Origin of the sequence: Haloferax sp. Atlit-10N, assembly GCF_003586325.1 — an archaeon.
Taxonomy (GTDB): domain Archaea; phylum Halobacteriota; class Halobacteria; order Halobacteriales; family Haloferacaceae; genus Haloferax; species Haloferax prahovense.
Genome location: NZ_PSYX01000012.1, coordinates 15,855 through 36,309, shown reverse-complemented (window position 1 = coordinate 36,309; position 20,455 = coordinate 15,855). Strand labels below are relative to the sequence as shown.

The following is a 20,455-nucleotide window of genomic DNA, read 5'->3' as shown; positions in this document are numbered from 1 at the left end:
GGCTTGCCGGATGCACTGGAACGCAGAACAACGACGGCGGAACGCCGACCGAAAGTGGCCACGACGACAGCGGCACGGAGTCCGGCCACAGCGACGAGGAGGATGGCCACGACGAAGCGGTCGGGGCGCCGTCCGATGCGGCCGAAGTGAATATGATTACCGAGGACGGGGGCTACCACTTCGAGCCACACGTCGTGCGGGTGAACGTCGGTGGGACCGTGACCTGGCACAACGAGAGCGGGAGCCACTCGACGACCGCGTACCACTCCGACAACGACCAGCCCCAGCTCGTCCCCGATGGAGCGGCGGCCTGGGACAGCGGCATCGTCTCCGAACAGGGCGCAACGTTCGAACACACGTTCGAGACCGAGGGCGTCTACCACTACTACTGTACGCCCCACGAGAGCCTCGGTATGATTGGGAGCGTCATCGTCGGCGAACCGGATCCCCACGAGCAGGTCGCCTTGGAAGACCCGCCGGCTGACAAGCCCGAGCGCGTTCGCGAGAAGCTCGAAGAACTGAACGGGATGGTCAGCACAGCTCTCGGTGACGACCACGAGTGAACACGCGTCGTTGCGTCGATGGGTAATCGGTAGCTGACACGCGATTTTCGCCCACTAAATCTTCCTCGTGTTTCTGTTTGTGCGACTAGGCGAGTATATTGTAGCCGACGTGTGCAAGTGCGAGGCCGAGATAGCCGAGTACAAGCAGTGTCATGGTTCGCCGAGAGAGCGACGGGATTCCGATCGGTTCGTTTCCGTGAATCCGTTCTCCGAGCGCGTACACGAACCGCCCGGCAATCAGCGCAAACGGGACGTGCACGAACACCAGCGGTAGGAACAGCGAATCGAACCGGACCGTTGCCTCTAGCTGTGCCAAGTACTCGAGTTTGAGCAGTACTTCAAGTCCAGCGACGGTGAATCCGGACATCACGGTAGCTAGTAGTCCCTCGGTTTTCGAGAGGAGTCGTCCCCGCCAGTAACTCCAGCCGTAGAACGTGAGAATCAGTGGGAGGAAGCGAACGAGTGCCTCCTCGATGAGCCCAACCAGTAGTGGCCACGTCATGTTCGTCGTCGCCTGGAGCAGAGCGAGTTCGAGCAGATAGGCGAGCCAGACACCGACACCGGTCACGATAGCGCTCACGACTGTAATGCCAAGGAGTGACCGATATCGACGCGTCATATTTCACGAGGGGGCGTATTCTGATACTCGGAGAGCAATCGGCATAGGCGTACCCGTTCCGGTGGGACATCGTCCCTCGAAGAGGCTTTATTACTGTGTGACTGTTAGTCAATACCACGACGTTCGATAGGCCCATAGTACAGTATCATGGCTTCCGACGACTCCACCGCGACCCAGCTCCCTTCCGATTCGGAAAGCGATGTCATCAGTCGGATCGAAGATGGTCTCCTGTCACGGCGGGGATTCCTTGTCGGACTCGCCACCGGTAGTGTCGGAGGTGCTGGAGCAGTTCTCGGTCTCACACGCTCCGACGAGGGGTTTCAATCGCTGGCGACGCTTGCCGGTGGGGCGACGCTTCCCGCCAGGGTACAGTATTATCTTCCAGCAGTCGATTCGTCTGGCGAGGGGCTCATACTCCCCGTCGAGTTTGTGTTTTCGAAGGGAGATGGTGAGTTGTTTGTCGATGTGGGCGACGTTGAGGTCCGTCACGATTTACAGCTTGCACTCCGGGAGGCGACGGAGACGGCGACGCGTCTCACGGGCCGTTCGCTCGCGGGAACGGCGATACGAGTCACGTTCGATCCTCCTGATTCAGACGTACTCGCTCTCGGCGGCAAAAGCTGGGAAGCTGGCCTCACGGTCGCACTAGTCGCTAGCCTCCGGAGACAGTCCCCTCCACGAACGAAGCAAATCACGGGCATTGTGAACGACGAAGGAGTGTTGCTTCCCGTCGGTGAAATCGAAGCAAAGGCCCGTGCAGCGCGAGCATTCGGAGCGGCGGAACTGATCGTTCCTGAGGGCAATCCGTCTGACGTGACGGTTCATGGGGTTCGTGTCGTGGAGGTCGCGTCGATCAGGGATGCACTTGATCGTATATTGTGACCGTCCACAACGTCACCCCGTGCATAGGGGAGACAATTCAATAGCCAGGTCACCGTAGCACGAGGTATGGACGAATCGTCCCCGTTCGACGCAATCCGCGAATTCGAGTTCGACGGCACCTCCTACAAGATGGCCGACCTCACAGTCCTCGAAGAGGAGGGTCTCTGTGAACTCGACCAACTCCCCGTCAGTATCCGCGTGCTCCTCGAGTCCGTTCTCCGCAACGCCGATGGGGAGACGATAACCGCCGAGGACGTTCGCAATGCCGCGTCGTGGGAACCCGATGTCCCAGACGTCGAACTTCCCTTCACGCCCTCACGAGTCGTCCTGCAGGACCTCACCGGCGTCCCAGCGGTGGTCGACCTCGCAGCACTCCGCTCAGCGGTCGATCGTAAGGGGGCGGATCCAACCATCGTCGAGCCGGACGTCCCGTGCGACCTCGTGATCGACCACAGCGTGCAGGTCGACTACTTCGGCTCCGAGGAGGCCTACGAGAAGAACGTCGAATTGGAGTACCAGCGCAACGGCGAGCGGTACCGTTCTCTCAAGTGGGCCCAGCAGGCGTTCGACGACTTCCGCGTCGTCCCGCCGGGAACTGGAATCGTCCACCAAGTTAATCTCGAGTACCTCGGGCAGGTTGTCCACGCCCGTGAGCGGAATGGGGACGAGTGGCTCCTGCCGGACACGCTCGTGGGGACGGACAGCCACACGCCGATGATCGGCGGCATCGGCGTCGTCGGCTGGGGTGTCGGCGGCATCGAAGCTGAAGCAGCGATGCTTGGCCAGCCGATCACGATGAAGCTCCCCGAGGTGGTTGGGGTCCGGCTCACCGGCGAACTTCCCGAGGGAGCGACCGCAACCGACCTCGTCCTTCATGTTACTGAGCAGCTTCGGGAGGTCGGCGTCGTCGACCGGTTCGTCGAATTCTTCGGCCCCGGTGTGTCGAATCTCACCGTTCCAGACAGGGCGACCATCGCGAACATGGCACCCGAACAGGGCTCGACCATCAGTATGTTCCCCGTCGACGACGCGACGCTCGACTATCTCGAACTCACGGGCCGCGATGAGCAGCACATCGAACTCGTTCGCGAATATCTCGACGCACAGGGGCTATTCGGTGAACAGAACCCCGAGTACACCGAGACGGTCGAGTTCGATCTTTCGACGATCACCCCCAGCCTCGCCGGACCGAAGAAGCCCCAGGACCGGGTCGCAATGGGCGACATGAAGTCACACTTCCGGGGACTGGTTCACGGCGAATTCGCGGACGACCTCGACGACGTCGACGAGGATGCGCTCACGCGATGGATCAGCGAGAGCAGCGCTTCCGGCGACGATCAACCCGACCCCGGTCTTCAGGAGCCGGACGTCGGCGAACTTAACGACCGAGTCGAAGTCGACGTGAACGGTGAGACGGCCGAGATCGGGCACGGAAGTGTCGTCGTCAGCGCCATCACCAGTTGTACGAACACGTCGAACCCGTCGGTGATGCTCGCGGCGGGACTGCTCGCCCGTAACGCCGTCGAGCGCGGGCTCGATATCCCGGACCACGTCAAAACGAGCCTTGCACCGGGCAGTCGTGTCGTCACTGAGTATCTCGAAGAATCGGGACTGCTTCCCTATCTCGAAGATCTCGGCTACAACGTCGTCGGCTACGGCTGTACGACCTGTATCGGGAACGCCGGCCCGCTTCCCGAACCCATTGAACGCGCGATCGACGCCGAGGATCTCTGGACGACGAGTGTCCTCTCTGGCAACCGGAACTTCGAGGCACGCATCCACCCGAAGATCCGGGCGAACTACCTCGCCAGTCCGCCGCTGGTGGTCGCCTACGGTCTCGCCGGGCGCATGGATATCGATCTCGAACACGATCCACTCGGCACTGACGACGACGGCAACCCGGTCTATCTCTCGGACATCTGGCCCGCCGCCGACGAGATCCACACGGCAGTCCACGACAGTGTCGATTCCTCGATGTTCGAGGAGAAGTACGCCGAAGTGTTCGAAGGTGACGAGCGCTGGGACGCGCTTGACGCGCCAACCGGCGACGTCTACGAGTGGGACGACTCCTCGACGTACATCCGCGAGCCGCCCTTTTTCAAGGACTTCCCGCTGGAAGAGCCCGGCACCGCGGACATCGAGGATGCCCGCACGCTGATGCTGCTCGGTGATACGGTCACGACCGACCATATCAGTCCCGCCGGGCCGTTTACTCGCGAGCAACCCGCCGGAGAGTGGCTCGTTGAACAGGGCGTCGAACCCCACGACTTCAACACGTACGGCGCTCGCCGGGGAAACCACGAGGTAATGATGCGTGGCACCTTCGCCAACGTTCGCATCGAGAACGAGATGCTCGAAGATGTCGAGGGCGGCTACACGATTCACCAGCCGACGGGAGAACAGACGACCGTCTTCGAAGCGAGCCGCCGCTATTGCGAGGACGACACGCCGCTGGTCGTGTTCGCCGGCGAGGAACTCGGCACCGGGTCGAGCCGTGACTGGGCCGCAAAGGGGACTGACCTCTTGGGCGTCCGCGCAACCATCGCGGAGAGCTACGAGCGTATCTTCCGTGACAATCTCGTCGGCATGGGTGTCCTCCCGCTCCAGTTCGCCGACGAGGACTCCTGGGAGTCGCTCGGCCTCGACGGCTCGGAACGAATCGCAATTCACGGACTTGACGACGGTCTAGACGTGAACGACGATCTCACAGTCGTTGCAGAACGTGCCGATGGCTCAACCGTCGAATTCCCGGTTACGGCACAGGTTGGGACGCCTGCAGCCGTTCGATACGTCGAGAACGACGGAATCCTGCATCTAGTGCTCCGCCGATTGCTCACCGAGGAGTAGCCACCTCCTCCAGAGAGCCGTCTTTTCCGGACACTACGAGGGCTGTCGCTGGTCAAACTGACTTTGTGACGTATCTGGCTGCTGGCCTCTAACACAAGGAGGAGACGACCCCGAAGAACGTTGCGAGCCCGATTGAGCGCGGCCGGTGGTCTTCAAGTAGCTCCGAGATCTGTTGGGTCGAGACCCACGCTTCGACGCTGCCGGCGATGGCGAATCCGATGACGAGCGCCCACCAAGTAATCCACGCCATTGCGGCGGTCGTCGTCGCGGTCTGTCATGTGCTCTCTACGAAGGATTCCCGAGTGGTTGGTCGTCACGACACAGATGACGCCTGTGATTACAGCGATGATTGAGAGAATCAAGAAATCTGATCTGTCTGCTCTGTTGAATCCGCAGAGGGCGAAGGGATAGCGTCGCTCTGAAGGAGAAAGCGAAGCGGAAGAGCTGAATGTGACTAACCTACTCTTCCGCTTCGTTAAGCAAGCCGCGTCGCTGGCTCAAAAACGCTGTGCCGCCAGTCCAACGGCGGTGAGTGATCCGACTGGCAACGGATTTCCCGGCTGGAAGCACGTAACGCTCCACTTTTTGCGGGTTCACATGGATGCGACGTACCGCGAGATCGTGGATTGGGCGAGCGACATGGATCGCGTTCGTGGTCTGTTACAACTGTCGCGGACGGCATTTCCCGCATCTTCAACGCTGTACCGGTCGTTCGAGAGGGTGCCCATGTCGGTGTGGCGCGGCTTCCTTCGGGAATCCGCAAACATCTGCGATCCGGGCTCGCACGGTGCCATCGATGCCACGTTCTTCGACCGCGAAACGGCATCGAGACATTACCAACACCGCTCGAATCGCCAGATACGCACGCTGAAAATGACGGCCCTCGCCGATACAGACTCGTGTGCCATCCTCGATCTTCACTGCTCGGCACACTGGCCGCACGACACGCAAACTGGCCGTCGAGTCGCCCTTCGTAACACCGAGAAAATCGAGAGTCTCGCCGGCGACAAGGGCTATGACGACCAATCTCTCCGGGATGCCCTCCGTTCAGAGGGCGTCCGGCCCTTGCTGCGTCACCGGCTGTTCGCCCACTACGATCACGCACACAACGCACGGTTGGACAGCGAGTTATACAGACAGCGCTGGATGGCCGAGACTACCTTTTCGGCCATCAAGCGTCGGTTCGGCCCCGCTGTCCACCCTCGCGCGTGGTACCGCGAGTTCCGTAAACTCGTGTTGACCGCCGCCGTCTACAACCTCGAACGAGCGCTCAAACAGTGACCCCGACGCCGTCATCGGATTCAACAAGGCAGTTCAGACAGTTTATGACTCCATTGGCGGTAAATTTCTCCGTATTAAACCCTGCAGCCTGGGGACTCGCATTGATCGTCATCGTCGTGGTTTCCTGGTTCTTCTATCGGAATTTTGCCCCGGACAGTTGGCGAGAGTGGGTCGGCGCCGGGGTGGTACAGGCATTCATCATCGCACTATACGCAGAAATGTACGGGTTTCCGCTCACGATCTATCTGCTGGTTCGATTTTTCGGTCTGGATCGCGAGTACGTTAGCACCAATCTCTGGTCTACACTGGTCGGGTTTGGCGAGGCGGGTATGCTCGTCTCAATGCTGCTCGGCTATGCGGTGGCATTTGTCGGCATCGGCCTGTTTGCTCAGGGGTGGCGACAAGTCTATCGGGCTCGGAAGGACAATCGACTGGTCTCAGACGGACTCTACGGGTATGTCCGTCATCCACAATATACTGGCCTGTTCATCGCGCTGTTCGGCGAGGGGATCATTCACTGGCCGACGATCTTCTCTGTCGGTCTATTTCCGCTCGTTGTAGTAGTTTTCACGTGGCTTGCACGGAGGGAAGAGCGTGATATGATCGACAAATTCGGTGAGGAGTATCGAACGTATCAGCGCAAGGTGCCGATGTTTATCCCCCGCTGGAAGCAGTGGCGCGATCTCGTGGCAGAGTCTCGCAGCGGCGGTGATGATTTTGAAGACTCTTGAGTTATCGTCCTCCATAGGCGGCAGCGAAGCCTGAATCTCAGTCACCACCATCCGTCTAGCCAAGACGTAAGATCTGATGCCAGAATGGCCGCAAGGCGGAAACTCGCGCCTTCAGGTGCGGGACGATGTTGACAATGGGGATACCAACCACACTGGATAGCAGGCCGACTCCCCCACGCCAACCAGAATTATTATAAGTACATACACTTACCCAAGTGACGATCTTCGACAACAACACGTCGGTCAATGATCTTCTCTACAGGGAGACCGGGCAGAGTGCCTTGTAGCTGGAACCTGAGGCGGTTCACTGGTTTGAAAGCAGAACAGCAACTTCGAACTGCTTTTTATTGCTGATTGTCTATCGCTTCGTGAGTCCCTGAATACGTAATCAGCTGTGAACTTCTACGACTTATGACGCAACCAGCACTCGAAAGCGATCGTATGAGCCGATTTCTCGTATCCAGCACGTGGCTCAATATCCTCCTTGCTATGCAGTTGGTCGCCGGGCTGGTGTACGCATATATCACAGGGGATATGGGGAGTCGGTGGACCCATTTCGTCCTTCCATTCATTTGGTTCACCGCCTCTGTGTGGGTGATTTGGCATACTCGACCTGAGACGACACGCCGCGTGTATCGTCTTGGTGCCGCACTTGTCGTTGCTCTATACCTCATCGTTATGTTTTATTTCTCAGGATTACTTGGACCGAGCACCTCTCATTTCGGGCAGCTCACTGGGCCAAGCGGTTTCGGAATGACGTGGGGTCGGTCTTTGGGGTGGAGTCCGGTCTTCGTCTATACAGGTGACCTGATCACTGTCTCGCTCATTCCTTACCAGGCGGTTGGCCTGTTCGCGCTGGCGTATCTCGTCTACGATGCGTTGCTTGATCTCTCGCAGTCAGCAATCGGAGGGATTGTCGGGATTGTAGCGTGTCCTGCCTGCGTTAGTCCATTGTTTGCTGTACTACTTGCAGGCGGGCTAAGTGGTTCTTCAACGATGCTATTGCTTGGTGCGTATGGCTATGAGATTGCAACCGTTCTTTTTCTCGTGGCTGTTGGAATCCTCTATCATCGCCAGGTACTCACGAGGCAGTATCACCAGTTCCGAATAAATTGATACATAACCGTGGATTTGCCCGAACCGTTCTCATCGCCGATGCCGACGATTTCTCTCGCCGGAATTTTCAGATTGGCACCGGTGAAGACAGACACAGATCGCGTCAGCGGGAGGTTTAACCCGTGCGGTTTTTCAATCTCATCAGCACGGACGAGTACCTCGCTGATGGTAGCTTCTGCCGTGGTGGTTGTGGATTCGTCCATAGGTGTACCCACGCTCCTGATCCACTGCGATTACTGTTCCAAATCCAAACAATCAGTAGCAACCTCGTGAGCAATCAGAAATTGAATACACGGCTGATGCTGGACTCTAAGTATCAGATTCCTCTTGACTTTCTGTGTACTGTTCCCTGTATATCGTTTCGCAGTCTTCACTGTAAAACTGCCGAAGTGAACCACCGATACGGGCAGCTAGTCAGTCTTCGCCGACAGTGGTTCCGCAAATCGCACATTTGAGTGCGGATTCAGTTCTCTCGGAATACGCTGAGCGGGTAGCGCTCGACAGCAATTGTACGTCGTATCGTCGCACGTCACTCAGTGGTATACTTCGCTGCGCCCACGTCCCGACTGTAGCACGCGGCGGCGTTGCAACGGCCACGATCTCGCCCTCTGCAGTTGTGAAAACGTGTTCTACGCAAGGTGTCTCCAGAACCGATTTTCGAAGTGGATCCGTCTTCCCGAGTTCAGGCTGGAGACGCACCATTACGCCGATCCGGTTGTCGTACGGTGTGAGGTCGAGGTCAACAGTAAATCTTCGAATAACGCCTTCTTGCTCCAGCTGACGAACGCGTGCCGAAACGGACGGGGCTGAGAGATTTACTGCCTCAGCAATTGCACTATATGGCCGTCTCGCGTTCTCCGCTAAGAGCTGGAGAATTTCACGGTCCGTGTCGTCAATTCCATGTTGCGTCATTGAAAGATGAAATGGGGTGAGGGGGGATCGGGGGGTGGGTGGGTGGGGAGCTACGACGCTTGAGTCGCGGGGTTTTCTCGATGGATGTTGCGTTTAGACGTATTCCTCTGGTGCTGAAGTGAATGTCTCTTCACATCCCTCCGCACAGAAGTAGTACGTCTGACCGTCGTACTCAGCGCTGGCTGGTGCTTCGGTTTCGTCGACGTCCATTCCACAGACGGGATCAGTTGCCATTCGGTTTCACCCCGCATCATATATACGGGTTCCTAAATCAAGCACTTTGCTCTTAGCAATCCAAAGCCGTAATGCCGAGCGACCTGAGCGGATCTGGACGTTCTGGCCTTTTGAAGACACGAATCGAGGCCCATCTCCTCACAATACCGAATGTGCCGCTTGTACGTGCCCACGGTTTCCTATGTGCGTCCAATATAAACGACGTGCTTGAGGTGTGGGAGCGCCTGATGAGCCACTCTGACTTGAGGGGGGAGGGCTGATGTATCGAGTCCTAACTGTTGAAGCAGGTAAGTGATAAGAGGACGGGCAGGACTGGCCACAAGTCCGAGGAAGAGTGTTGTCCACTTCCGGAAGCGACCGACGCTGGATGCTGTGATATCCTCGACTCGCTGAAGACTGAATCCGACATCTACGAGCATCTGTTCGTACTCCTCCTCCGTTCCAAGTGGCGGCATATCCCACTCATCAGCAAATCTCTCAACTGCTCGTTGACCTTGTTCGCTACCGCCAATACGTCGTAAGAGATTGGAAATAACGACCACACCGGTAGAGGTGAGAACGTCTGCTATCTCCGAGACAGCACTGTTGCGATCCGGAACGTAGACGAGTGAGTCGATGGCCGTGCAGGCGGTCATCGTTTCAGCGTCAAACGGGAGAGCCGTTGCGTCTCCAACGACGAACTGCGCGTCAGCATCGTGTTTATTCGCGTTTTGCACTGCTTGTGTCGTATTAAATGGAACAAGATCGACACCGATGACGTCGAATCCGAATTCGTTCGCGAGATCGACTGCTGGTCCGCCCCGGCCGCATCCAACGTCTAGAAGTGGATATCCCGTTGTCTCCTGAAGGTGTATATCAAGACATTTGCCGATTTTCGCCTCAAGACGCAGCTGATGGACCCGATAAAATGCGGCAGGTGCCACGGAGAGTATCCAAGATTGAGAAAAGCCTCCGTATCTAGAATGAGATCGAACCCACGCCAAATATCGGCTCTAGTACCAGGGCCTGAGAATTGATCTGTAATCCGTTCGCGAAGGTCTTCCGGAACCATCAGTTATTCCTTGGGGACAGAGACATCCGAGTAGCAGTATTCGGACTCCTTACAGTATTCGAGGTTAGTACAGTCTTGAGGCCGCTGATACCCGAATTTCTTGTGTTTGCGGAGGTAGGTGACGTACCCGTCGTCGACTCGGTCGAGAATGTCGTGACAGCCCCACTTCTGCCAAACCACGTCGTACCAAGATTTCGATACGGACAGAGGAAGATCGTCCGTTCGACGCCGTCGATCTGTGGCGTCTCGACAATCCGGACACCGACAAGCCGATACGCGATGCGAAGCTGCTCCACGACAGCTGTTGGTGTCTTTGCGCGGAAAAAGAGGAGGTGTGCGAAGATGTATCCGAATCTATGGAGGAGTCGTCTGATCATCAGTCGCAGTCCTATTTTTCTCTGTATCTATCTTGATTCAGCGAGAGAATCCCGCACTCCCGCCAATTTATGCGTGATTACTTGGTGAGAATCAGGGATAGATTCGCGTTGACACAGAAAATCACGCTTCAGAATTAGTTAGCTGAGGACGCTTTGTGAGGTACTGATACTAGGACACGTCAGTCCCACACTCTCGCCCCCTGTTTTCTTTCGAAACGGGAGTGATCCAGCAAGGGCTACGCCCGGTGAACCCCTCAATTCACTATCCCAGAGAACATTCGGCCGGTTTCGATTCTTAACAGAAAGCGCGGTAAATCGTCCTTACGTATAGATATGTATGAGCTCCCCAAGCCGCCTAGAAGTTCGAGAAGGCCCGGACATCAACCTGTACAACCAGATACTCATTCCACTCTACGGAACTAATGTAGCGGAGTCAGTGGTCCAATACAGTCTATCACTTGCAAAAACATATGATGCGGCTCTCCACGTATTATCTATTCAAGATGAGGACCGCACGGGGCTGGAATCCGACCAGGTCACTACACAAGAGGAGTGGGACACAGCAGCGGTAATTGAACCCGTGGTGGATCAGGCCCACTCGCTCGGACTCAATGTAATACCAGCAGTGGATCGTGGGCACTCCCCAGATGTTATTCGGCAGTACGCTGAAGAGAATGATATTGATTTGCTTGTCCACCAGAAACCTAAACAGACTAGATTAGCACGAGTTCTCCAGAGAGACGTCTCCAGTCACATCATTCAAAATATCCCTCTTCCTGTCTTGACGATACCTGATAGGAACCCCTCTGATCCGGTTGGAGGTTCATCTACCAGCCAGTTCACCGATATTCTCGTGCCTACGGATGGGTATGATGAGGCGTCTGTTGCGTTCAAACATGGGCTACAAATTGCTAAACGGCATAACGCGACCCTGCATGGACTTCTTGTTGTGGATAAACAGTCCTATTCGAGTCGGCCTGGATACACGTGGAGAGAGGTTACTGACTCTTGGGAACAGCGGGGAGATCGGCTCCTAGAAGACATTACGGAGAAGGCAGCGACCTTAGACGTTCCTGTCCGAACTACGTTGAGTTATGGTCAAGCTCAACAGGAGATTCTCGAATATACTGAGGTGAATGGCATTGACCTTGTTACAATGGGGACACGAGGATTGACTGGTATTCGCCGACTGTTACAGGGAAGTGTCGCAGCTCGAGTGATCGAGGAAGCAGATAGCCCCGTTCTAACGATCAATCGCACGACAGCGGAGTTGAAAAAGCACCCGTATACGTTTCTTCGAAAGGAAAACCAAAATCGAATATTAATCAATTAACCCCCACTGGTTGGTAATTCCTCCATAGACACGCTTTAAAACTCGTTGTCTCGAAAAAATACGGGCGAACAAGACAGGGCGACGGAGGAGACGCAGTAGAACTGTGCTCGGAGACCGGTCAACGTGTTCAATATCTATTCCGGCGGCGGCACGAATTGCTGCTCCCAGAATTTGTGGGTTGCGAGTTTCAAGAAAATATCTCACAACTGTGGCGAATATATACTCTGCTTTCATCGCCTGATATAATCTGTCGGGGTATGTGTGTAATTGGCCGCTTTTAGCCAGCTCTGCGGCCAGAAATCCTGATTCGACGGCCTGTGAAATCCCCTTTCCAGTGAGTCGGTTTGCGAGACCTGCAGCGTCACCAATCCGTACGACAGAGCGCTCCGGAAGATACGTTCTGTCGGGATCGAGGCTTGGTCCCTCGGGAATGATTGCGACGTTCGTCTGTTCCTGCGACGGGACTGGCCACCCATTCCGCTTACAGGCATCCCTCAATGCCTTCATATAATCACTAGGCCGATCACTGACCGTCCAGCCGATACCAACGTTGGCTCGTTGCGATGTCTTCGGGAATGCCCACGAGTATCCAGTATAGTTCTCCAGAATAATCTGGCTGTTCGGGTACAACTCGGTGAAGTCCCCTTCGACATCACTGTTAAGCGCCACCATATATCCTGAATACTCGTTGGTTGTTCCGAGCGCTTTACTGGAGAGTGATGGCTGACCGGTTGCATCAACGACGAGATCATACTCATCGGCGAACTCGTGGAAATCTGTCCGTGTGATAGACTGGTTTTCGTGGATGTCAACACTCTTCTCTGAGAGCTGTTCTGCCCAAGACTGCTCAACGATATTTCGGTCCGTTATATATGTATCCGCAGCAGGAAAGGTACCGGCTCCAGTGCGATGGCGATCGGCGTCGATTCCGTCATACACCTCCACTTCCATCGCTGGCAGCGGATTGAGAAAGCCGTTCTCTACAGTCGGCTCGAGTGGGATCTTCGATACCGCTGTCATCGCTTCTCCGCAATTAACGCGTTTGCTGTCGTAGGACTGACGCTCATACAGTTCGACGTCGAATCCAGCGTCGTCGAATCCTGCAGCTGCTGCAAGTCCGGCCATCCCACCTCCTATTATCGCAATTCTGGATATTTGATTCATTGGTCAGGTCCTGATCGTGATTCATAGAGAAACCGACGCCACTGTCCACTACGAGGAACAAACATCGGAACGTCTTGTATATATGTTCGGTAGCTATCACCAAATTGAGTGTACATTTCGCGTTCTTCTTTGCGTGCTAACCACGCAAACGTCAGAACAATAATGGGGAATAACCCGACAGAAAAGATAGTTGGCCAGTGAACAATTCCCTCACCAAAAAGAGCAATGAATAAGCCAGTATATTGTGGGTGTCGTACTACGCTGTATAGGCCCTCAGTAACAAGCTGATCTTCTTGCCGCGCCTGATGAACTTGCCTCCATCCCTGAATGAAGACGCCAATTCCAACGAAAGCAAGACCATATCCCAGTGCCATTGAGATGATCATACCGGTCTCGCCTACGCCAACCAGTGTTGACCAGAGATTCGCGCTCACGTACTCACGGTCGAGCCCAAAGTATCGAACCAATAGATAAATCGTCAACGGGAAGCCAAACATTTCGGCGTACAACGCGATTACGAAGGCCTGTACAACACCAGCACCAGCCCATTCCCGCCAATTTTGCGGTGCAAAATAGCGATAGAATATCCATGAAACTAGTACGATAACGATCAACGCGATTGCCCATCCTCCAGAATGAGCAATCGTCCCGTCCCAGTTTGGTATGTTTTGAATCATATTTTTTTGAATATTACCAGCGCATAGTTGCCGCCTTTGTAACATCGAGATCCTTGAAAGTCCGATACAGGACAAGAATAATTCCAAGTCCGACGGCGACCTCCGCAGCAGCGAGGGCCATAACGAAGAGGCTGAACGTTTGCCCCGTGAGATTCCCCCATTGATATGAGAAGGCAACGAAATTTATGTTTGCCGCGTTGAGCATTAGTTCAACAGACATCAAGAACATTAACGCGTTTCGCCGGGTCAAAATCCCGAACAACCCGATACTGAACAGTCCTGCCGACAGTAGTAGGTAGTATTGAACTGCAATCATTAGTACATCACTCTCAATATGTCCCGGACTGCCTTCCACCAACGGGAGGCCAACTGCTGATTCTGGACCATCCCCACATAGAATCGTCTCTGTCCGAATGAATCTGCTTCATTTTGGGAAGAGGGCAACTTAGTCATCGTTGCTAGCACCCCGGGAGGGAGATTCAGATGTTGATTGCTTCCGTGTGAGCATCACAGCGAAGCTGATCAGAATAAGTACACCGCCGACATATACAAGAACCTGCATCGCAGCGACAAACTCAGCCTGTAACATCACGTAATGTACTGCAATACTTAGAAGTGTTACACCCATTAGTAACGCAGAGTGCCACATATCCTCAACGAGGACCATTGCGAGAGCACTCCCGAGCGTGACTAACGCGAAGAACACGAACACGATCAGTTCGAGATGTTGTGTCATATATGAATCTCCCTAGGAGGACTATATTGACGTGACCGTTTTGGGTAGATTTCATCGTTTATCATTATTTAGCTAATAGGTCTAATTCTTGTAACTTCGATTCTACTATGTCGAATGCTGTTCCAGCCTGCTCAATACTGGTTGCTCCCGTGACCACGGCTTTTCCACTCCCAAACAGCAATATTACGACATCTGGTGTTTCCAGTCGGTACACGAGACCAGGAAACTGCTCCGGCTCATATTCAATATTCTTAAGCCCAACTCCAATTGCAACCGCATGTAAATTCAGTCGATGGTTGAAATCCCCACTCGAAACAATGTTCTGGATCTGTATTTCACGGTCACAATCGATAGCGATCCCGAGTGTTTGTAGTTCGTTGAACACGAATTCTAACGCGTTATTAACGTCTTGAACACTTTTTGCGCCAGTACAGACCGCTTTCCCAGAGCGGAAAATAAGTGTGGCAGCTTTGGGAGATTGGGTGCGAAAGACAAGTCCTGGGAAGGATTCCGGCTGATACTCTGTAGTGGGAAGGTCGTCGGCTAACGGCTCTAGATTCAGCTCCTGACCCAATTCGGTTGAAGCGACCACGTTCTGGATTTCGAGGGTCTCCTTTGACTCAGGCATAGTTTTCAAAGGGCCACGATAGTCTTACTACTCCCGCTCATAACCGCTGATCGTGAAGGAGTCTCGCAGAAGCCTGCTACTGTTCTACTCGACACCATAATCACCACCGTACTTCATGAAGACGTAAGTCAACCCGAGCGTGCTCACCATCGCGGCGAACGCTAAGATACCTAGGGTTTTTGCACTGTCCGGCACCTGTGGTGCTGGTTGTCCACCACCACTCTCGCCACTGCCACCACTCGCAGTGCCAGTAAACGGGTACGCAATCGACCCTTGATCGACGATCGCTTGGCTATCTGGCATCTGTCCGCTCGGAGGGTTGGTCGGGATAGAGCTCTCTGTTGCCGGTCCACCGGGACTTCCGACGACGATTCGCCCGACCTGTCCCAATGATACGTGAGCGGTGCAGTTGTAATCATATGTCCCCTCGACCTCGAACGTATGTTCGAATGTCTCTCCTTCTTGCAGTAACCCGCTGTCCCAAGGGTCTGCATCGCTTGGGATGCGGTCTTCGTAGGCCGTCGAGGAATGTGGGGCCCCCGGACCAATTTCCCACGTGACTGTTTCACCGGGTTCAACGTATAGACCAACCGGATCGATGAAGAAGTTCCCACCGTCCATCGTGATCTGGACCGTGTTTGCTTCTTGTGCGGCTGTCGGTCGTGCGAGGGTACTTGCTGCTGCGACTCCTCCTGCTGTTTGTAGAAATGTTCGACGATTCATTATTCAATTATGATGTTCTGGTGAATTCCCAGTATTATGCTACCAGCGGCGGCTTCGAGAAGACGACCTTTTCGCAGAACGCGTTGTAGCGTCAACAACGGCTTTTCTGGCCAGGGTTGGCCCCCAGTAGAGTGGGTGGACATTATCACATCAATATACGTGCTTCCTATTCATTCGGATTTCTGTTAGGAAAGCCCAGACTCAGAGGGCGTGTTCTTTCGACTATTCGGCTATGACATCGGACAATCGGTATAGTCGAATGATATGAGAGAAGCGGAACAACAAAGAATATCACCAATCCGCCTTTATCAAGCCTGTTAGTGCCCGTTTCCGTTGGTATGGAAGCTTCAATCCGAGAGATTTCCCCTATATGAATACGTTGCCAACAAACCCAGTCCCATCTGGTTGGGCTGACATCAGTTCGCTCTGGTGAAGACGGAGTACGTCAATTCCACCTCGCCTTCTGGAAAACGACTCTGTTGATCACGGATCTCACGATCGGCAGTTCCCTTGGAACGCCAGCGTCGCGATGCTGAAATATGGTACATTCACGGTTCCACGCATTATATCGGACTTCAGGGCGTTTTGAAGTAACTACCGATTCCGGACCTGGCAAGTCGTCGATGAGGGGCAACAGATTTGAAGTTAGCTGGAGCAGGTAGACATATGCTCACCTCGCTAAGCGGTGCTGTTTCGACGGGAGTAATTCTCGTAAGTACTGTGTATCTCGCGGTGAGAACACCCGCAATCTGGCACCAGTACAAGGGACAATATGGTCGACTACTCGTCGGTGTCCCACTCGTTGGCCTCCTGTTCGGGCTCGCTCACCTCGGGATGCTCACGTCGCTCTCACATGGCCTGCTTGCCACGATTGAAACAGGGGCTATTCTCGGTGTAGCAGCAGTAATCGTCGGACTCGGATACATTCATCCCCGACTTGAATATTCGGGGGGAGAGCTGCGATGACCGTACTACTGCTTTCGCTCCTCTCGATATTTGTCGCTGGTGGACTTGCGCTCTTTTGCTACGCGCTCCTCTATCGAGACGTCGTATTGGTGATTCAGCGCCCGTTCTTTTTCAGAATCGGCTTCGGGGCACTCTGTGCTGCAGTGGTTGGAGCGAGTGCAGTATTGGTTGACTGGGTTCCGACGCATCTGATTCACGCGGTCTTTGCGGTATCGGTCGCTGCAGCGGTCCACAGCGTTCAAGATGGTCTCCACCCGGATACTGAAGCGTGGTTCTACTCGCTCTTTCGAACCTGACTCTCGGTTTGTTCGATTCCCGGCTCGTATCGGGTTGGTTTGGGTTCCTAACGACAAGCAGCCTAAACGAGGTGACCGAAAAGCGCCGCGATGAGCGAGAAGCTGGGTCTCTTCGGTGCTGTCTCAATTACACCAGGTGGTATGGTACTCGTCGGTGTTCTCCATCGTACCGATGATTTCGTCTTCGTGGTCCGTTCTATCACCGTTAAACGGGTCAGCTTCGGTGTTGTCAATTGCGACGATCCCGGCCCGAAAGAACTGCTCTGTCTCCGTAACTTCTGACCGGCGTCCCATCCCCCACGGCGGGCGACGCGGGATGGGTGAGGCTCTCGTTAGAACGTTCGGGTACACGGTTGCTGCTCGGTATCTCAACAACTCCAGAGAGATGGTGCGTGAGCAATACTCGCAGATCGAAACCGGTGAATTCGGTGATGTCGCAACCGAGGCGGTAGAAGTGATTGATCGAGGGATCGATTGAACTGGCAGAAGTCGAACGAAGCTTGATCGTGGTATGGCTGTGAACGAACGTTGTCCGGCTTCGACTCACTTGCGGCGTTGCACTCGATGAGGGTTCCAATAGGAAACCCGAGCGCTGATTCAGGGCCTACGCACACCAACTTCCCCCGATTGATGGGGGAATTCTCTCAGCAGTCGAGGTTCGTCCGGTGCAGTTCTGGAGGGGTCCATGTAGTACGAGGATGCAACCGGTGGCGATTGATCACGGCTGGTATTTGTATGTCGATTCGTCGGTCGGGTCAGCGACAATCTCCTCGAGACGGTCGGCGTATCTCCCCTCGCCGGACACCGTCCCATCGGGAGCGATTGTGAAGGTTTCGCCCAGCGTTTCGATGTGTAGGTGCTGCTCGGCGGGTCGCCACTCCACTGCATCGACGGATTCGGCGAGTTGGGCAATCGCCGATTCGAGTGTAGCCGGCGGTTCGACATATCCCAACCGGCTCTCGGGGAAGCCGTAGACGGGGATCTCTCGGTCCTGCACTTTCGTCCAGAGGGTGGCAGGTGCTGCGTCCGTCCATTCGGGCCACCTCTGTTTAAGATATTCCTCGAAGGTGACGTTTACGAGCTGGGCGTCTTCAGGGTAGTTGGGATTTTCATCTGCTGTTGAAACCTCTTCACCGTCTTTCTCGTAGGTCCAGTCCGCGATGGTTTTGTCGTCAGGGGCGCGCACCACAATGGCAGGATCTGGATCGTCGTCTTCGGTGTCGAACACACGGGTGCCGGGCTCCATACGTAGATATCGCCGCTGTGTCGTTACCGCTTTTTCGGTGAGCACCGGCCGGGGGCGAACTCATCTGTTCGGCTCATATCGAGTTTATATAATTTTCCCAGGTTTATTAAAATTTTCTGATTGTTGTAGTCACAGAGCAGGACAGATGTTATGTCCTCCTTGTCTTGCTACGATGAGCGTAAGCCGATTTTTCAGAGGCCAAGGTAGTGGATCGGAAAGCGGATGCCCGGGGGCGGATCAGCTTGCCTCCTTCTGATTACGCGGGGGAGGATGTCAAGGTTGTTCTCTGTGGCGAAGTGGTCCTGGTAATCGACAGTAACGACCCGGTCGAGTAGCAGCCGAATTAGAGAAGGCTTTTGCTGACTGAGCCGAACGAACCCGGACGAGTCAGTTTCGGATGACCGAAAAGACAGAGACGTCGGAATCATCGCCGTTGACGGACAGTCGATTACGGCTGTTGTACATTGCCGGTATCGCGCTCAACGTAATCGCGCTGGCGGCCGCGGTGGGGGCGGGCGAGCTGCTGTTCGCAGTGACATTCGTGTTCGTACTCGTGTATCTCTGTTTCCGCTACTGGATAACCATCGCATCCTGACACGTCGGGCGTGATTAGATGCCGATCGAACAGTTCGATCGCGCCCGAGGCTAATCTAGGATTGACAGGGTGCTGCTGAGAGTTTTAGCAGTTATGCGATGCTTTTCTACGAAAAATACCACAAGCCTAAGTGAGAAGCAGGTGCCTGTCTATCATATGGTGTTTGCAAGCGCCCTCAACGAAGATCTGTACGATCTTTGGATGTGCCGAGAATGCGGGTCTGTTCGCGCTATTGGAATCTCAGAGAAAAACGCTAACGCTCCGGTTCGCAACCAAAAACTCGAGGATCACGGCTTGGAATGTCCTGCTTGCGGAAACAAAGGTGCTGAGAAGATTGTGGCAAAAGAAGACGTGCCGGACTGGTGAGTGAAAAATACGCCTTGTCGTCCGTTTTGCTGGGTGAGTTCCACCGCTGAGGATCTCGATATCCGTTCGGCTATGGACCCCTTTGCCGACGAAGTGAGCCGTGATCTGGACGAATCTGCCGACGCTGCCGTCGAAGCGTTTGCGCCACGTTCCGGAACAGGCGGATTCGTCCGGGACGTGCTCTACCTTGAACGGCTCGGATAGTTCCTGATACTGAGCCAGCTCTCGATAGCTGTCGCCCCTGATTTCGCGGTAGATGAACAACCGAATCCCGAGAAACGAATATGGTGCGGGTTCAGTCGGGGTAAGCGTCGTGGAGTTACTCGCTTCGAATCGAACTCTTGGCGATCTCGACGGGGGGGGAGTCCCCTAACAGGTGCTCGGTAATGTCGATTTCTGGGCTGTAGACATCGGTCATCCGACAGGCACGGTCCGAAAGCAGGTTCATCGAGCCCTGCATTCACCCTCGGTTGCACTGCTGGGACAGAAATCATCGAGGATTGGTGTCTTCATACGAGTCTGGATTATCTATCCACTTCGAAGGGTCACTGATTATTCTATGAGTACGTTTAGTCCACTCGTCTTATCGGAGAGATATTCGTTTTCCCAAGTACGCCGTTCCTGAAGTGTTTGTCGTGCCAGTGATGTCAGCGCGTAGCTGTTCGTGCGGTCGTCGAGTTTTCCCTTCTTGATGAAGCCTTCTTCGACGAGCGCATCGAGATTGGGATACAACCGTCCGTGGTTAATCTCCGACTCGTAGTACGCGTCCAGTTCGTCCTTGATTGCGAGGCCGTGTGGTTCACCGAGTCCTGCGAGCACGTACAGTATGTCGCGCTGGAAGGCTGTTAAGTCGTCCATCTGTTCCCACTGTTGCCTGTACCATTGTAGTCGTTATGACATCGCAACCGGTATCACGAGAGACTTCTAACGCCCATATGGCACGTACCGAGACAGCGTGCCGTCCCGATGACAGTATCCCCCTACCCCCTTGCAGTCGGCCCATTATCAACTCCCGACTGTCATCGGGGCTTCTCTCTTCACGGTCAGACTGTCGAAATACGGGTAATGTGTGTCGTCGAAGACTCCGCTCCTACAATCGGTGAATTCACGTT

The 20,455-nt window shown here is 54.8% G+C and carries 24 protein-coding genes and 3 pseudogenes; 11 read left to right on the top strand and 16 right to left on the bottom strand.

The window, feature by feature from the left end; genetic code table 11:
- Window positions 1-563: plastocyanin/azurin family copper-binding protein (locus C5B91_RS20025; RefSeq protein ID WP_119712968.1), on the top strand; the 563-nt coding region annotated here is incomplete at its 5' end.
- 85 nt (window positions 564-648) lie between these two features.
- Here C5B91_RS20025 and C5B91_RS20020 read toward each other — a convergent pair.
- Entirely contained in the window at window positions 649-1,143 is a 495-nt protein-coding gene (locus C5B91_RS20020) for a hypothetical protein (RefSeq protein WP_233547763.1), read from the bottom strand.
- Between the two features lie 186 nt (window positions 1,144-1,329).
- On the opposite strand from C5B91_RS20020, the gene C5B91_RS20015 reads away from it, so the two are divergent.
- Together C5B91_RS20015 and acnA are read left to right on the top strand one after the other, a co-directional pair.
- Window positions 1,330-2,064, top strand: a complete 735-nt coding sequence (locus C5B91_RS20015; RefSeq protein ID WP_119712967.1) for a S16 family serine protease — start codon at window positions 1,330-1,332, stop codon at window positions 2,062-2,064.
- Window positions 2,065-2,130: 66 nt separating this feature from the next.
- Window positions 2,131-4,911, top strand: coding sequence for an aconitate hydratase AcnA (gene acnA, locus C5B91_RS20010; protein WP_119712966.1), 2,781 nt, complete (start codon window positions 2,131-2,133; stop codon window positions 4,909-4,911).
- Window positions 4,912-4,999: 88 nt separating this feature from the next.
- Here the strand turns inward: acnA and C5B91_RS20005 are convergent, their stop codons facing one another.
- Window positions 5,000-5,161, bottom strand: coding sequence for a permease (locus tag C5B91_RS20005; RefSeq protein ID WP_080508288.1), 162 nt, complete (start codon window positions 5,159-5,161; stop codon window positions 5,000-5,002).
- Between the two features lie 200 nt (window positions 5,162-5,361).
- Here C5B91_RS20005 and C5B91_RS20000 point away from each other — a divergent pair, with 200 nt between their 5' ends.
- From C5B91_RS20000 to C5B91_RS19990, 3 genes are all read left to right on the top strand, one after another.
- Window positions 5,362-6,192: an IS5 family transposase gene (locus C5B91_RS20000; RefSeq protein ID WP_058365076.1), complete on the top strand. Its 831-nt coding sequence runs from the start codon at window positions 5,362-5,364 to the stop codon at window positions 6,190-6,192.
- Window positions 6,193-6,293: 101 nt separating this feature from the next.
- Window positions 6,294-6,923, top strand: a complete 630-nt coding sequence (locus C5B91_RS19995; RefSeq protein ID WP_199708873.1) for an isoprenylcysteine carboxylmethyltransferase family protein — start codon at window positions 6,294-6,296, stop codon at window positions 6,921-6,923.
- 441 nt (window positions 6,924-7,364) lie between these two features.
- Window positions 7,365-8,039 carry a hypothetical protein gene (locus C5B91_RS19990; RefSeq protein WP_119712965.1) on the top strand — a complete coding sequence of 225 codons (675 nt, stop codon included), beginning with the start codon at window positions 7,365-7,367 and terminating at the stop codon, window positions 8,037-8,039.
- Here C5B91_RS19990 and C5B91_RS22010 read toward each other — a convergent pair.
- The 4 genes from C5B91_RS22010 to C5B91_RS19975 all read right to left on the bottom strand — a co-directional run bounded on the left by C5B91_RS22010 (window position 8,018) and on the right by C5B91_RS19975 (window position 10,108).
- On the bottom strand, window positions 8,018-8,242 hold the full coding sequence (locus C5B91_RS22010; protein WP_125919946.1) for a hypothetical protein: 225 nt from the start codon (window positions 8,240-8,242) through the stop codon (window positions 8,018-8,020). The two genes, C5B91_RS19990 and C5B91_RS22010, sit on opposite strands and share 22 nt — an antisense overlap.
- A 211-nt stretch (window positions 8,243-8,453) precedes the next feature.
- On the bottom strand, window positions 8,454-8,951 hold the full coding sequence (locus tag C5B91_RS19985) for an Lrp/AsnC family transcriptional regulator (RefSeq protein WP_199708871.1): 498 nt from the start codon (window positions 8,949-8,951) through the stop codon (window positions 8,454-8,456).
- 93 nt (window positions 8,952-9,044) lie between these two features.
- On the bottom strand, window positions 9,045-9,185 hold the full coding sequence (locus C5B91_RS19980) for a YHS domain-containing protein (RefSeq protein ID WP_080508287.1): 141 nt from the start codon (window positions 9,183-9,185) through the stop codon (window positions 9,045-9,047).
- Window positions 9,186-9,364: 179 nt separating this feature from the next.
- Complete coding sequence (locus C5B91_RS19975; RefSeq protein WP_233547761.1) at window positions 9,365-10,108, bottom strand: class I SAM-dependent methyltransferase; 744 nt, start codon at window positions 10,106-10,108, stop codon at window positions 9,365-9,367.
- Window positions 10,109-10,950: 842 nt separating this feature from the next.
- Here C5B91_RS19975 and C5B91_RS19965 point away from each other — a divergent pair.
- Window positions 10,951-11,946, top strand: a complete 996-nt coding sequence (locus C5B91_RS19965; RefSeq protein ID WP_080508286.1) for a universal stress protein — start codon at window positions 10,951-10,953, stop codon at window positions 11,944-11,946.
- Here the strand turns inward: C5B91_RS19965 and C5B91_RS19960 are convergent.
- From C5B91_RS19960 to C5B91_RS22755, 7 genes and pseudogenes are all read right to left on the bottom strand, one after another.
- On the bottom strand, window positions 11,935-13,110 hold the full coding sequence (locus C5B91_RS19960; RefSeq protein WP_119712964.1) for an NAD(P)/FAD-dependent oxidoreductase: 1,176 nt from the start codon (window positions 13,108-13,110) through the stop codon (window positions 11,935-11,937). The genes C5B91_RS19965 and C5B91_RS19960 overlap by 12 nt on opposite strands.
- Entirely contained in the window at window positions 13,107-13,787 is a 681-nt protein-coding gene (locus tag C5B91_RS19955; protein WP_119712963.1) for an isoprenylcysteine carboxylmethyltransferase family protein, read from the bottom strand. Before C5B91_RS19955 ends, C5B91_RS19960 begins: the two co-directional genes overlap by 4 nt.
- A gap of 13 nt (window positions 13,788-13,800) precedes the next feature.
- On the bottom strand, window positions 13,801-14,103 hold the full coding sequence (nuoK, locus tag C5B91_RS19950) for an NADH-quinone oxidoreductase subunit NuoK (RefSeq protein WP_119712962.1): 303 nt from the start codon (window positions 14,101-14,103) through the stop codon (window positions 13,801-13,803).
- A gap of 129 nt (window positions 14,104-14,232) precedes the next feature.
- Window positions 14,233-14,523 (bottom strand): NADH-quinone oxidoreductase subunit J, encoded by a 291-nt coding sequence (locus tag C5B91_RS19945; protein ID WP_119712961.1) that lies wholly within the window; start codon window positions 14,521-14,523, stop codon window positions 14,233-14,235.
- A gap of 64 nt (window positions 14,524-14,587) precedes the next feature.
- Window positions 14,588-15,151 (bottom strand): TATA-box-binding protein, encoded by a 564-nt coding sequence (locus C5B91_RS19940; protein ID WP_119712960.1) that lies wholly within the window; start codon window positions 15,149-15,151, stop codon window positions 14,588-14,590.
- Between the two features lie 84 nt (window positions 15,152-15,235).
- Entirely contained in the window at window positions 15,236-15,454 is a 219-nt protein-coding gene (locus C5B91_RS22760) for a hypothetical protein (RefSeq protein ID WP_233547765.1), read from the bottom strand.
- 72 nt (window positions 15,455-15,526) lie between these two features.
- Window positions 15,527-15,874: pseudogene (locus C5B91_RS22755) on the bottom strand (plastocyanin/azurin family copper-binding protein); the annotation flags it as partial.
- A gap of 666 nt (window positions 15,875-16,540) precedes the next feature.
- Here C5B91_RS22755 and C5B91_RS22005 point away from each other — a divergent pair.
- Complete coding sequence (locus C5B91_RS22005) at window positions 16,541-16,840, top strand: hypothetical protein (RefSeq protein ID WP_147374894.1); 300 nt, start codon at window positions 16,541-16,543, stop codon at window positions 16,838-16,840.
- Window positions 16,837-17,136, top strand: a complete 300-nt coding sequence (locus tag C5B91_RS19930) for a hypothetical protein (protein ID WP_119712958.1) — start codon at window positions 16,837-16,839, stop codon at window positions 17,134-17,136. The genes C5B91_RS22005 and C5B91_RS19930 overlap by 4 nt, the downstream gene beginning before the upstream one ends.
- 132 nt (window positions 17,137-17,268) lie before the next feature.
- Here the strand turns inward: C5B91_RS19930 and C5B91_RS22750 are convergent.
- Window positions 17,269-17,415 (bottom strand): annotated as a pseudogene (locus C5B91_RS22750) (transposase); the annotation flags it as partial.
- A gap of 16 nt (window positions 17,416-17,431) precedes the next feature.
- Here C5B91_RS22750 and C5B91_RS22745 point away from each other — a divergent pair.
- Window positions 17,432-17,614 (top strand): annotated as a pseudogene (locus C5B91_RS22745) (site-specific integrase); the annotation flags it as partial.
- Window positions 17,615-17,854: 240 nt separating this feature from the next.
- Here C5B91_RS22745 and C5B91_RS19920 read toward each other — a convergent pair.
- A complete protein-coding gene (locus C5B91_RS19920; protein WP_147374893.1) occupies window positions 17,855-18,364 on the bottom strand; it encodes a hypothetical protein in 510 nt (169 codons plus the stop codon).
- A 415-nt stretch (window positions 18,365-18,779) separates the two neighbouring features.
- Between C5B91_RS19920 and C5B91_RS19915 the strand changes: the two genes are divergently transcribed.
- Complete coding sequence (locus tag C5B91_RS19915; protein WP_119712956.1) at window positions 18,780-18,977, top strand: hypothetical protein; 198 nt, start codon at window positions 18,780-18,782, stop codon at window positions 18,975-18,977.
- Between the two features lie 918 nt (window positions 18,978-19,895).
- On the opposite strand, the gene C5B91_RS19905 is transcribed toward C5B91_RS19915, so the two are convergent.
- The gene (locus tag C5B91_RS19905; RefSeq protein WP_119712954.1) at window positions 19,896-20,201 is read right to left on the bottom strand and encodes a helix-turn-helix transcriptional regulator; all 306 of its coding nucleotides are present in this window, start codon (window positions 20,199-20,201) and stop codon (window positions 19,896-19,898) included.
- Window positions 20,202-20,455: the final 254 nt, after the last annotated feature.

Excerpts from the sequence above, each read along its gene's own strand:
- C5B91_RS22760 (WP_233547765.1), bottom strand. The coding sequence starts at position 15,454 with ATGCCAGATAGCCAAGCGATCGTCGATCAAGGGTCGATTGCGTACCCG.
- C5B91_RS22005 (WP_147374894.1), top strand. The coding sequence starts at position 16,541 with ATGCTCACCTCGCTAAGCGGTGCTGTTTCGACGGGAGTAATTCTCGTA.
- C5B91_RS20005 (WP_080508288.1), bottom strand. The coding sequence starts at position 5,161 with ATGGCGTGGATTACTTGGTGGGCGCTCGTCATCGGATTCGCCATCGCC.
- C5B91_RS22010 (WP_125919946.1), bottom strand. The coding sequence starts at position 8,242 with ATGGACGAATCCACAACCACCACGGCAGAAGCTACCATCAGCGAGGTA.
- C5B91_RS19905 (WP_119712954.1), bottom strand. The coding sequence starts at position 20,201 with ATGGACGACTTAACAGCCTTCCAGCGCGACATACTGTACGTGCTCGCA.
- C5B91_RS19960 (WP_119712964.1), bottom strand. The coding sequence starts at position 13,110 with ATGAATCAAATATCCAGAATTGCGATAATAGGAGGTGGGATGGCCGGA.
- C5B91_RS19965 (WP_080508286.1), top strand. The coding sequence starts at position 10,951 with ATGAGCTCCCCAAGCCGCCTAGAAGTTCGAGAAGGCCCGGACATCAAC.
- C5B91_RS19990 (WP_119712965.1), top strand. The coding sequence starts at position 7,365 with ATGAGCCGATTTCTCGTATCCAGCACGTGGCTCAATATCCTCCTTGCT.
- C5B91_RS20015 (WP_119712967.1), top strand. The coding sequence starts at position 1,330 with ATGGCTTCCGACGACTCCACCGCGACCCAGCTCCCTTCCGATTCGGAA.
- C5B91_RS19915 (WP_119712956.1), top strand. The coding sequence starts at position 18,780 with ATGACCGAAAAGACAGAGACGTCGGAATCATCGCCGTTGACGGACAGT.
- C5B91_RS19980 (WP_080508287.1), bottom strand. The coding sequence starts at position 9,185 with ATGGCAACTGATCCCGTCTGTGGAATGGACGTCGACGAAACCGAAGCA.
- acnA (WP_119712966.1), top strand. The coding sequence starts at position 2,131 with ATGGACGAATCGTCCCCGTTCGACGCAATCCGCGAATTCGAGTTCGAC.
- C5B91_RS19930 (WP_119712958.1), top strand. The coding sequence starts at position 16,837 with ATGACCGTACTACTGCTTTCGCTCCTCTCGATATTTGTCGCTGGTGGA.
- nuoK (WP_119712962.1), bottom strand. The coding sequence starts at position 14,103 with ATGATTGCAGTTCAATACTACCTACTACTGTCGGCAGGACTGTTCAGT.
- C5B91_RS19940 (WP_119712960.1), bottom strand. The coding sequence starts at position 15,151 with ATGCCTGAGTCAAAGGAGACCCTCGAAATCCAGAACGTGGTCGCTTCA.
- C5B91_RS19955 (WP_119712963.1), bottom strand. The coding sequence starts at position 13,787 with ATGATTCAAAACATACCAAACTGGGACGGGACGATTGCTCATTCTGGA.
- C5B91_RS19985 (WP_199708871.1), bottom strand. The coding sequence starts at position 8,951 with ATGACGCAACATGGAATTGACGACACGGACCGTGAAATTCTCCAGCTC.
- C5B91_RS19945 (WP_119712961.1), bottom strand. The coding sequence starts at position 14,523 with ATGACACAACATCTCGAACTGATCGTGTTCGTGTTCTTCGCGTTAGTC.